Annotated in this window: 9 protein-coding genes; 3 read left to right on the top strand and 6 right to left on the bottom strand. The window is 46.3% G+C overall.

The window, feature by feature from the left end; translation table 11 throughout:
• Window positions 1-234 precede the first annotated feature (234 nt).
• The 3 genes from BLV62_RS03065 (at window position 235) to BLV62_RS03055 (ending at window position 2,439) form a co-directional block, all read left to right on the top strand.
• Window positions 235-975, top strand: coding sequence for a Bax inhibitor-1/YccA family protein (locus BLV62_RS03065; protein WP_089758583.1), 741 nt, complete (start codon window positions 235-237; stop codon window positions 973-975).
• A gap of 278 nt (window positions 976-1,253) precedes the next feature.
• Window positions 1,254-1,574 (top strand): carboxypeptidase-like regulatory domain-containing protein, encoded by a 321-nt coding sequence (locus BLV62_RS03060; protein WP_089758581.1) that lies wholly within the window; start codon window positions 1,254-1,256, stop codon window positions 1,572-1,574.
• A gap of 136 nt (window positions 1,575-1,710) precedes the next feature.
• Window positions 1,711-2,439 (top strand): head GIN domain-containing protein, encoded by a 729-nt coding sequence (locus tag BLV62_RS03055; RefSeq protein ID WP_168927790.1) that lies wholly within the window; start codon window positions 1,711-1,713, stop codon window positions 2,437-2,439.
• Between the two features lie 76 nt (window positions 2,440-2,515).
• Here BLV62_RS03055 and BLV62_RS03050 read toward each other — a convergent pair whose 3' ends face one another.
• The 6 genes from BLV62_RS03050 to BLV62_RS03025 all read right to left on the bottom strand — a co-directional run bounded on the left by BLV62_RS03050 (window position 2,516) and on the right by BLV62_RS03025 (window position 11,631).
• A complete protein-coding gene (locus BLV62_RS03050) occupies window positions 2,516-3,046 on the bottom strand; it encodes a 2'-5' RNA ligase family protein (protein ID WP_225889555.1) in 531 nt (176 codons plus the stop codon).
• Entirely contained in the window at window positions 3,025-3,765 is a 741-nt protein-coding gene (locus BLV62_RS28250) for a hypothetical protein (RefSeq protein WP_168927776.1), read from the bottom strand. The genes BLV62_RS03050 and BLV62_RS28250 overlap by 22 nt, the downstream gene beginning before the upstream one ends.
• A 148-nt stretch (window positions 3,766-3,913) precedes the next feature.
• Window positions 3,914-5,143 carry a kynureninase gene (kynU, locus tag BLV62_RS03040; RefSeq protein ID WP_089758577.1) on the bottom strand — a complete coding sequence of 410 codons (1,230 nt, stop codon included), beginning with the start codon at window positions 5,141-5,143 and terminating at the stop codon, window positions 3,914-3,916.
• Window positions 5,144-5,526: 383 nt separating this feature from the next.
• Window positions 5,527-9,081, bottom strand: a complete 3,555-nt coding sequence (locus BLV62_RS03035; protein ID WP_089758575.1) for an efflux RND transporter permease subunit — start codon at window positions 9,079-9,081, stop codon at window positions 5,527-5,529.
• A gap of 32 nt (window positions 9,082-9,113) precedes the next feature.
• Window positions 9,114-10,238: an efflux RND transporter periplasmic adaptor subunit gene (locus BLV62_RS03030; protein WP_089758926.1), complete on the bottom strand. Its 1,125-nt coding sequence runs from the start codon at window positions 10,236-10,238 to the stop codon at window positions 9,114-9,116.
• 31 nt (window positions 10,239-10,269) lie between these two features.
• Complete coding sequence (locus BLV62_RS03025; RefSeq protein ID WP_089758574.1) at window positions 10,270-11,631, bottom strand: TolC family protein; 1,362 nt, start codon at window positions 11,629-11,631, stop codon at window positions 10,270-10,272.
• Window positions 11,632-11,635: the final 4 nt, after the last annotated feature.

Here is an 11,635-nt window from a genome sequence, read left to right as displayed (position 1 = left end):
GGTAATCGGCCGCTAGTAATCCAATTACATTTGAATAAAGCCCTTTTACACCACAAAAGTACACAACTTTAGTAGACTATTATAATAAGAAACAGGCTTTCCCATTACTTCTTGTTATGGGTTATAACGGGAGGTTATCAGATATAAAATGTTAATTTTGCAGCGAAATGACCTGGAAATTACTGTAGTAAATATTCAAATCGTATTTTTAACCATAAAATTTCAATTATTCTTATGGCACTATTTCAATCGAACAACCCTGTACTGAAACCTAGTATTTTCGACAAGGCTCCGCATCTGACAGGCGAATCTATGACTGTTAAAGGCACTGTAGGAAAAATGGCGTTCCTGCTGGCAATGGTAATGGCGGCGGCTGTATTTTCATGGGGCCAGTTTATGAGGAATGAGACCAGCGTTATGCCGCTGGCATTCGGAGGCGCGATCGGCGGCTTTATTTTAGCGTTAGTTATTGTTTTCAAAAAAGAATGGTCCGCCTACCTGGCGCCGGCATATGCATTGGCTGAAGGCCTGTTCCTGGGCGCTATTTCAGCGATCTTTGAAGCCAAATGGAATGGTATCGTTTTACAGGCTGTAGGTCTTACATTCGGTACTTTTATCGCCATGCTGGTATTATACCGTACCGGTATTATCAGGGCAACAGAACGTTTTAAAGCTATCGTGATGACCGCTACCATGGGTATTGCTGTTTTCTACCTGATCGCTTTTGTTCTGAGCTTCTTTAACATCCACATGCCAATGATCCACAGCAGCGGCATGATCGGTATTGGATTTTCACTGGTAGTAGTAGCTATTGCAGCGCTGAACCTGATCCTGGACTTCGACCTGATAGAACAGGGTGCAGCACAGGGCGCTCCGAAATACTTCGAGTGGTATGCTTCTTTTGGCTTGTTGGTGACCCTGGTATGGTTGTACCTGGAAATCCTCCGCCTTTTGAGCAAATTGAACAGAAGATAACCTGAGGTATAAATCATTTTCAAGCCGGCTGTCAATGAATGATAGCCGGCTTTTTTATTGGCAGTCCTGCACTTTTGCAGGCGTCCCCGCGTTATTAAAAGAACGGCTATACGCAGCAAACCTAAAAAATATGTTAAATGGAACAAGCTGCCGGTTTATGGCATCGTAATTGCAAACTCTATAATCAAATTAGTTCTTTTAGCATCCAAGTTGAAATCGTTGGTAAGTTGACGTGATACTCACTCTATCAACAATTGTTAAACCTAAATTCAAAAGTCATGAATAATATAAAAGCGGGACTGTTAGCATTAACAACGATAGCATTTGGAACGTTTGCCTTCAGGACCTTCGAGGATACTGGTAACATCACGGGTAAAGTCACTCCTGCTTCTGCGGGAACTGAAGTTTGGGCCATACAAGGTACCGACACCCTGAAACAACCAATTTCCCAGGGGGCTTTCCAATTTGAGAATGTGAAAACAGGAGCTTACACAGTAATTATAGGTGCAAAGTCACCATATAAACCTGCAACTGTTACTGATGTAAGAGTGGATAAGAACCAGATCACCGATCTGGGCGAGATCAAGTTGGAACACTAAAATTTGCAATAGTTTGTTTTCATAGGGGTTAATCAAAAAGCCGGTTCCGTACGTCTGTACGGCCGGCTTATTTTTTTGCCGGCATAGGGGTAGCAGGATGTTGATACGTCATCTTACTAAACTCCAAAAGAACGACATGAAAACGTTTACACTCAAAGCCACTGTACGGCTGGCATGCTTTATTTTCCTCTCCATTGCATTATTGAGCAGTTGCAAAAAAGATTTTATCAGGGGATCAGGACATGTAGTTACGGAAACCCGCAGCGTAGGTAATTTTACAGATGTGGAAATTTTTGGACCATTCGAAGTACAATTAATACCCGCCAACACGCCAGGGATCGAAATCCGCGCGGAGGACAACGTGATCAGTGCGATAGAAACCGGGGTAAGGGATAACAGTTTATTCATCCGCATACGCTCTTCTGTTCATCTCCGTTCTCACCTCCCTATCCGGGTATTTGTCAGCAACCCTACTTTCCAGAGAGCCAAGTTTAACGGTTCAGGAACGCTTACCTGTAAAGACACTATAAAAACACCGCTTTTCAAATATGAGGTGAATGGCAGTGCAGTGGCCGACCTGGCAGTGAAAGCCGATAATCTTTCCGTTACGGTGAATGGTTCCGGTTATACTACGCTGGGAGGCGCCTGCAAGAACCTGAACGGAACGATCAACGGCAGCGGGAATGTAGACGCCTGGGATCTGCCTACTTCCGTAGCAGATCTGACGATCAACGGGTCGGGCGAATTCCGGGTATTGGCCAGCGAGCACCTGACCGCCAGGATACGGGGCAGCGGTACTATCCGTTTCAAAGGCACTGCAGACCTGGAGTCTGATATCCAGGGATCGGGACGTGTTATAAGGTAGCATAATAACTGCACCAATAGAAAGAGGCTGGTCACAGATGACCAGCCTCTTTTAGTATTATCAGGGATCGCTTTTATCAGGCGCCTCCCAGTTTGCATTTTTGCAATACTTCCCATGACTTGCCGTTATGACGGAGGAAGTAGAGGTTATTTACCTTGAAGGTAGCCTCGTATTCCTTGTTTTCATATTCAGGCCAAGCCTTGTTGAATTGCTCGTCTGTGAGGTCTTTAAAAGCCACTGTAACGTGTGGAGTGAAGCCTGTGCGTGCCAGCATGGTACTGAAACCAAACTCTTTACGGAGGAAGTTGATCAGTTGACGGTGCATAGCAGCCATAGTTTCGCTCTTTTCAACGTTGATGAAGAGCACTCTGTTCTGTTTGTTCGGGAAGGTGCCGAATCCTTTCAGCGATACTTCAAACGGAGCCTGTGTTTTAGCAAATTCTGTAAGCTCGTCGCAGAATGCTTTTTCCAGGGCCGGATCAGCAGTGAAAGGTACTTGCAGTGTAATATGCGGTAATACTTTCAATGCGTACATTGGACCGTATTGTTCAGCAAATTCCTGCTTGATCTTTATGATTTCTTTACCTACTTCTGCAGTTGGCAGCAAGGCGATAAAGTAAATTTTGTTATCTGGTTTAGGTTCGAAGCGTTGAGGTCTGCCGCCTGGTCTTCCACCGGGTCTGCCGCCTGGTCGTCCGCCGCCACCGCCGCGGTTGTAGCCTCCGCCACCGCCGCCACGGTTGAAACCACCGCCGCCACCGCCGCGATTGTAACCACCACCGCCACCGCGGTTATAGCCTCCACCGCCGCCGCGATCGTATCCTCCTCCGCCGCCACGGTCATAACCACCGCCGCCACCGCCACGGTCGTAACCACCACCGCCGCCGCGATCATATCCGCCACGGTCGCCGCGGTCATATCCGCCGCCACCGCCACGATCATAACCGCCACCGCCGCGATCGTAACCACCACGGTCTCCACGGTCGTAGCCGCCACCACTGCGATCGTATCCGCCACCACCGCGTTCTCCACGGTCATAGCCTCCACCGCCGCTGCGATCGTAACCGCCACGATCTCCGCGATCATAGCCTCCGCCGCCGCTACGGTCATAACCGCCACCACGGTCATAGCCACCGCCACCACGGCCGTAACCACCACCGCCGCGCTCATAACCGCCGCCGCTGTTGTAGCTGTCTCGATTGTAATTGCTACCACCTTCGCGGTTGTAGCCGCCATCGCGATAGCCACCACCGCTATCACGATTGTAGTCACGTGGACGATATCCGCCTTCACGATTGTAACCAGTGCGACCTTCCTGGCCTTCACTGTTGTAGTCGGGTTTGCCGCCTTCCCGCTCGTTATTTAAGTTGGGTTTGTCATCGCCTCTCTCCTTATTGGGATCATTCTCTTTGTTGGTATCAGAAGAGTAAGGCCTGCGGGGGCGTTCGTTTCTCTCAAAATTCATCTTACTTAATTAAGCGTTTGAAGCAATATTTGCTATGATTTCATAAAAATGAAATACGTCCTGATAGGAGTTACATATGGGTACCGGTGAAACCCTAATAACCCCGGGCTCTCGCCAGTCAACGATTATACCGGCATCGGTCATTCGTTGATGTATTTCTTTACCTCCGTCCGGAAAGAACAAAGATAACTGAGCGCCTCTTTCATTACAATTTTCTGGTGTAATAATCTGGAAATTTATGCCTTTTAACTGTTGCAACAGGAACGCCAGATAATTTGTCATTCCACTGCTTTTGCTACGTAAAGCGCCGATACCGGCAGCTTCAAATAATTCCAGGGATGCTTTCAGATTTACCATATTAAGCACCTGAGCGGTGCTTTGTTGCCATCCTTCAGCTTCTTTTTCAGGCACAAACCCCTTTTCCATTTTAAATCGTGCACTCTCTTCATTACCCCACCAGCCACCTAAACGGATAAAATCACGGTTGCTGGCATGTTTTTCATGTACAAAGGCTCCTCCAACTGCGCCAGGGCCACCGTTCAGATACTTATAAGAGCACCAAACTGCAAAATCTACGCCCCAGTCATGCAATGATGTTGGAATATTTCCTACGACATGTGCAAGGTCAAAACCTGCATATGCGCCTGCTCGATGTGCCGCATCGGTTATAGCGGCTATATCAAATAACTGTCTGGTATAGTAGTTTATACCTCCAAGTAAAACCAGCGCTAAACTATCACTTTCTTGGCTAATAATTGCCAAAATATCTTCTAATCTTATCAAATACTCTCCAGGCCGGGGAGAAACTTCGATGATCGCATTTGCCGGATCAAAACCATGGTACTGAACCTGCGTCTCAACCGCATATGGATCACCCGGAAATGCTCCTGCCTCCATTAACACTTTAAACCGCTGTTTGTTTGGACGGTAAAAACTAAACATCATCTGATGCAAATTCACCGTTAACTCATGCTGATGAGCACCTATTATACCTGTTAATGGTTTATTACAATATTGCTGATAATACAACCAGGGGTCTTTCGCCTCCCAATAACCTGCTACGGCATATTGCTGCCAGTCAGATAATTCCTGTTCTATAGCTGATTTTACATTCTTGGGCTGTAATCCGAGAGAGTTGCCGCATAAATAATTAGCATCCTTTCCGTTACGCTGTGGAAAATAAAACTGTTCCTCCTGGTCCTTTCCTTTAGCATAAGCTATTGATGCTACGTACTCCATGGTCTTCCAATCTTGCGCCTGCCTCGATTAATGGCGGTTATCCTGCTATATCAGTTCTGTATTATCTATTTCTTCTCTTAGTTGCTATAATAACTACAGGCAAAATGGCCTAAATTTTACCAGACTTTTCTTCGGAAAATTTCACCTCTTATTTATCATATGGCATATAAGACTATGGCTTTATATGGCTAGTAACGTGTCAAGTCAATTGTCTGAAGGGTCAAAAGTAATAAAGGGTATCCAATTCGCCTCAATTCCAAATGTTAAAATTTGTTAATAAAGATAAAAAATGATTTTGAAAGCAAGATACAAAAAAAATCCGTCCTGAAGATTCAGGACGGAGACTGTTAACCTACAACTGTTACACTGTATTGAAAAAAAATTTAGTTAACCGAGATACCCTTTACCGATTTATGGATCACCTCTGTTTCGTCATCCTTTTCCGGCTCCGGGAAGAAATTGTAAGGACGAGGCGACACATACTTCGGATCATGCAGCTTCCTCACCTCTTCTTTACTTAATAACAACTTCATTATCAACGCAGCAAATGGTACATATTTCAACCATCTTGGCGCTTTGTACCTATCCAGTACGTCGATAGAGCGTTTATTCATTGCATACATCACCGGTACCAGGATCAGCGTCAGGAAGGTAGCAAACACCAGCCCGAACACCATTGTCCACGCCAACGGACCCCAGAAAGCTACGTTGTCGCCCCCGAAGAAGATATGGGGATTAAAATGACTGAACAATGATGCAAAGTCGATGTTAAAGCCCACTGCCAGCGGGATCAATCCCAGGATGGCCGCGATAGCTGTCAGCAACACCGGCGTCATACGGGTTTTACCCGCTTCCACTACCGCATCATATACCGGCATCTTCTGCTGTATCAACAAGTCAGTGAATTCTACCAACACGATCCCATTTCTTACCACTATACCCGCCAAAGCCATAATACCTACGCCTGTCATTACAATTGAAATATCCATCTTGAAGATCGCAAAGCCCAGGAACACGCCGATGATACTGAATATGATCTCCATGAAGATCACCAGCGGACGGCCAATAGAGTTGAATTGGGTTACCATGATCATCAGGATAAGCCCGAATGCTCCCAACATCGCCATCACCAGGAAGTTGGCAGTTTCCTGCTGATCTTCCTGTTCTCCCGTCATTTTAATTGTTACAGAAGATGGATGAGAGAAATTATTAACCGCATCCTGGATATGCTGCACTACCTCGTTCGCGTTAAAACCTGTCAACACGTTGGAATACAGGGTAATCACACGCTTCTGGTCTATCCTTTTAATACCTGCATAGGTATTGGAATAACTGATATCTGCCACGGAAGAAAGCGGCACCTGCCTGATAATTCCTCCCATATTCATATCACGGTATACCAGGTTCAGGTTCATCAGGTTCTCAATATTATTACGCTGATCTTCCCTCAAACGCACCATGATCTTGTACTCGTCTTTCGCATCGCGGATCTTGGACGCCTCAATACCGAACAAGGCTGCACGCAGGGTTTGACCTATCTGCTTGGTAGAAATGCCTTGCGCATTCGCCCTCTCTCTATCAATATTTACCACTATTTCAGGCTTATTAGCCTCAAAGTCGCTCTTCAGCTCCTCCACTCCACCAATATGCAGAGAGTCCAGGTAACGTTTCAGGTTAAACGAAGTACTGGTCAGCTCATCGAAATTGTCGCCGCTGATCTCGATATTGATCGGCTTACCGGTTGGAGGACCTCCCTGCTCCTGCTCTACAGTGATATTGGTGCCTGGAATACCTTTCACAGCCTGCCTGATCTTGTCAAGGTACTGAACGGTTGACTGACCATTTCTCGCTCCAAACTCTACAAACGCTACTGTCACTTTACCTTTCTGAGGCTGCGTACTCATATCCATCTGTGACGGATCTCCGGCGTTTTTGGCCACGTTGGAGATAATGGACTCAACTATCGGGTTGTTGGCTCCTACCACGTTGGTAATCCTCTTCTCTACTATTGCAGTGATAGAGTCGGTATATTTCTGGTCTGTACCATTTGGCAGCTCGATATAAGTGTAGATAAAGTTTGGATCTGCCTGCGGGAAGAACACCACTTTCGGGCTACGGATAACCGTCAGCATAATGCTGAACACCAACAAACCGAATGTTGCTATCACGATCCACACCGGCCTCCATCCTATCAGGCACCATTTCAGTATTTGTTTGTAACGCTCCTGCACTTTCGGCCAGAACTTCGTCTGGAAACGACGGGCCACACCGCCCAACCAGAAACGTTCCAGCAGGATCATGAGGTAAACGAACACCACGAAGTTGCCGACACCCATGCTCCCATTGGCATAACCGATCAGGGCAATCAAAGCAAAAACTGCGGTAAGTATTTTAAATTTCTTGTCAAACTTCGGCTTGGCATGTTCTTCTCCTTCATGTTGATCCATGAAGTCGACAGCAAATACCGGGTTAATGATATAAGCCACTACCAGAGAGGCTCCCAGCGTTGTGATCAGGGTAACCGGCAGGTAGAACATGAATTTACCGATTACGCCAGGCCAGAACAGCAGCGGGAAGAATGGGGCCAATACCGTCAGGGTGCCTGAGAATACCGGCAGGAATACCTCTCCGGCCGCCACCTTGGCTGCTTTCACAATACCCAGCTCTTTTCGTTCATTAAATATCCTGTGCACGTTTTCAATTACCACGATAGCATCGTCTACCACGATACCCAATGCCAGCAGGAAGGAGAACAGCACCATCATGTTCAGTGTAAATCCATACATCGGCATCAGCAGGAAAGCGATGAACATGGAAATAGGAACCGATAATGCAACGAATATCGCGTTCACCGCCCCCATGAAGAACATGAGGATCACCGTTACCAATATAAACCCGATGATGATAGTGTTGATCAGGTCGTGCAGGGTTACGCGGGTAGATTTAGACTGATCTGCGGTAATGGTTACATTCAGGTCTTTAGGGAAGTAGTTCTCCTGCATATCTTTCTTGATCTCCTGGATCTTGTCAGATGCATCTATCAGGTTTTTACCGCTCTGTTTGATCACGTTCAGCGTGATCACATTTTTACCGCCTAAACGCGCATAGCTTTCCTGTTCCAGGAAACCATCCACCACATTGGCAACATCTCTCAGGTACACGGTAGCTCCTGATTGTCCGCGTACAATGATATTACCTATCCTCGAAGGATCTTTATACTCACCTTTAACAGAGAGTGTTCTCTTCTGTCCGTCCATCGATACCTGGCCTCCGGAGATAGTTATATTCTCGTTCTGTATAGCCATGAGGATATCCTCGAAACTGATCTTTGCCGCATCCATCTTGTATTTATCGACATTGATCTGGATCTCCCTTTCCAATTCTCCTACCAGGTCAACCCTGGTAATCTCATTAAGCGCTTCGATCCTGTCTTTCATGTCATCTGCATACTTTTTAAGGGTTTGCAGATCGAAGTCGCCGGAGAGGTTTACGTTCATGATAGGGATCTGGGATACGTCTACCTTCACGATCTGCGGCTCCTGGGTCAGGTCGTTGGGCAGGTCTTTCTTTGCGTCGTCCACTTTTTCACGCACCTGTTGCCTGGCTGCTTCAATATCTTCGTTTGCGTTAAACTCGATAATGATGGAAGAGAAATCCTGCATGGAAGTACTCTTGATCTTCTTCACGCCGGAGATGCCGTTCAATTGTTTTTCGATCGGCTTGGTAACGGTCGTTTCCATATCTTCCGGTGAAGTACCGGCATTGATGGTGGAAATATAGAACTGAGGGAATACTACTTCCGGGAACTGTTCTTTCGGCAGTGAGATATAAGACATGATACCTGCCAGCGCTACGATGATCGTAGCAACGTAGATACTGATCTTATTATCTATGGCCCAACTCGTGGGTTTAAATTCTTTTTTTAGATTGTCTTGCATACACTGGAATTTTGCTGTGCAAACAGCTGCTTTTACAATTTAATCTGATCGTTGTCGTTCAACCCCTGGAAGCCAGTGGTGATGATACGATCTCCAGGTTTTAACCCACTCTTGATCTCTGCCTGATCGTTATAAGTGCGTCCCATTTCAATCGTTTTACGTTGCGCTACCAGTTTGCCTTTGTTGTCCTGGGCCACCAATACATAAGGCTTTCCGGAAGTATACTGGATCACGTTCACAGGGATCACTACAGCGTTAGGCGCGGTGTAATCAACGATGCGGATCTGCGCGATCATGTTAGGGCGCAGTGCATTGTCCGGGCGTAAAGGCACTTCCACTTTGATTGTTCTGCTCACGGGGTCGATAGTGCGGGATGCAAAACCAATGGTGCTGCGGATCTCGCGTTTGATATCGGGGAAAGATATCACTACCTGGTCCCCGCTTTTTATAAGGCCAGCATACGTTTCAGCTATATTGGCAGTTACTTTCAGATCGTTTGCATTCACTACTCTGAATGTTGGGTTACCCGGGGAAGCCATATCGCCAACTTTCGCGATCACCGCATCTACTGTACCGCTGATAGGTGAAACGATACGTGACTGGGCCAATTGATCCTGCAGCGTAGCCATTTTCTTTTCCAGGCTTTCTTTCTGGTTCTTTGCATTCAGGTACTGGATTTCTGAGCCGATCTTCTGATTCCAGAGATTCTTCTGCTTTTCATATAAAGTATTAGCCAGATCCAGCTGGGTGCGTAATTCAGCGATATTTGAACGAAGCACCTGGTCATCTACCTGCGCCAGCGCCTGGCCCTTGCTCACCTGTTGTCCTTCCCTTACATGAATAGCTGTAATAACACCCGGAACTTTTGAAGAAACATTCACGTTTTCGCGGGCGTCCACGCTTCCCTGTACATCGATGAAGTGCTGGAAGATGGTATCTTTCACCGCAGCTACAGTAACATCTTTCAGTTTAACTTCTTCCGTTACACCTAATTCTTTCTCTAATTCTGCGATCCTTTTGTCAGTCTTGGAGTTATAATCAATTTTTTCCTGTTTCAGCTTTTTCAGTTCAGCCATCTTTTTTTCCTTGCTATCTCCTCCGCAGGCTGCTAATACAGTGGTAGATACTAAAATCAGGAAAGCATATCTGTTGATCATATGATGAATAGTGAATGGTGATTTAAAAGGATTAAAGTTTGCCATAAGCTTTCAGCAATTCGATCTTGGCGACGATTGCATTGAACAAGGCTGTGAAATAATTATTCTGTGCAGTCAGCAGATCATTTTCCGCCTGTGTCATTTCCAGGCTGGAGCCTACGCCTTCCCTGTATTTGATCTGGGTGGTGTTGTAGACTTCCTGGGCCAGTTGCATGTTCTTTTCCTGGGCTTCCAGGGTCAGTACGTTGTTGCGGAAATTGGATGCCGACTGTTCTCTTTCCAGGTCGATACCTTGTTTCAGGTTATCTATTGCCACTTCACTTTTCTTTACGGCAAGGAAAGCCTGGTCTACCTGGCGTTTCCGCTGGAAGCCTGTAAAGATGGGAACAGAGAGGTTTAACCCTGTATTTACATATCCATACCACATCTGGTTCTGGAAGTAATCGAACTTATCGCTGCCCCTGAGCGCGCCTGTGGATGCGAACAGTTGCAGGGATGGCAATCCTTTCAGTTTATATCTTTTAAGATCGAATTCATTTGCTTTCTTCTGTGTTTGCAGCAACTGGTATTCGATACGTTGTGAGTAATCGAATTTATCCATATCCAGTACGCCGGCTACAATGCGCGAGGTAGAAAGTGTATCCGTTAACGTTATTTCCTGTTTAAGCGGCATACCCATCTGGTATTTCAGTGCGGCGGTGCCAACTTCAACGAGGTTGCGGAGTTTGGTCTGTTCTGTCTGCAGGTTGGTGTATTGCACTACCAGCCTGTCTACATCCAGTTTTTCGGCCAACCCGTTATTATAGATCTCCCTGGTTTCTTTCAGTATCTTTTCGAGCGAGCTGATATTTTCTGAAAGGATGTTGAGCGCTTTGTTGGCAGAAAGCACGTTGTAGTATGCTTTGTAAACGTTTTCTTTTACATCGATCACTGTTTTGGCAACGTTCTGCGCTACCAGGTCTTCCAGTGTTTTACGGGCCTGTAAGGCAACCAAAACGCTGGGATCGAAAAGGGTTTGGGTGAGTTTTACTTCTCCCAGCAGGTTATGAGGTAATTGGAAAGAAACGACAGTAAAGGAATCTTTGGGCAGGCCAAAGTTCCTCATGTTGAACATTTGTTTCTGGGTGATGGGATTATACTGATAGGAACCTGCACCAGCAACTGAGGGCAGCGCTAAACCGGCAACTTCTTTGTTTTTGGCAAGTTGAATGAGTTCATCCAGTTTAGCGGTTCTGACAGCGCTTTGATTAGCGATGGCATAGTCGACCGCCTCCTGGGCGCTCAGGCTAATGGGCCCGGGAGTTGGCTGCTGTTGGGCGCTGGCGGTAGCTGCCACTATTAGCAGGGCTCCCACCAACGTTGAACTGGTGAGCCTTTTGATTGATAAATTCATGTCC

It is taken from the genome of Chitinophaga terrae (ex Kim and Jung 2007) (assembly GCF_900107795.1).
Taxonomy (GTDB): domain Bacteria; phylum Bacteroidota; class Bacteroidia; order Chitinophagales; family Chitinophagaceae; genus Chitinophaga; species Chitinophaga terrae.
This window is presented reverse-complemented; position numbering and strand designations above follow the sequence as displayed.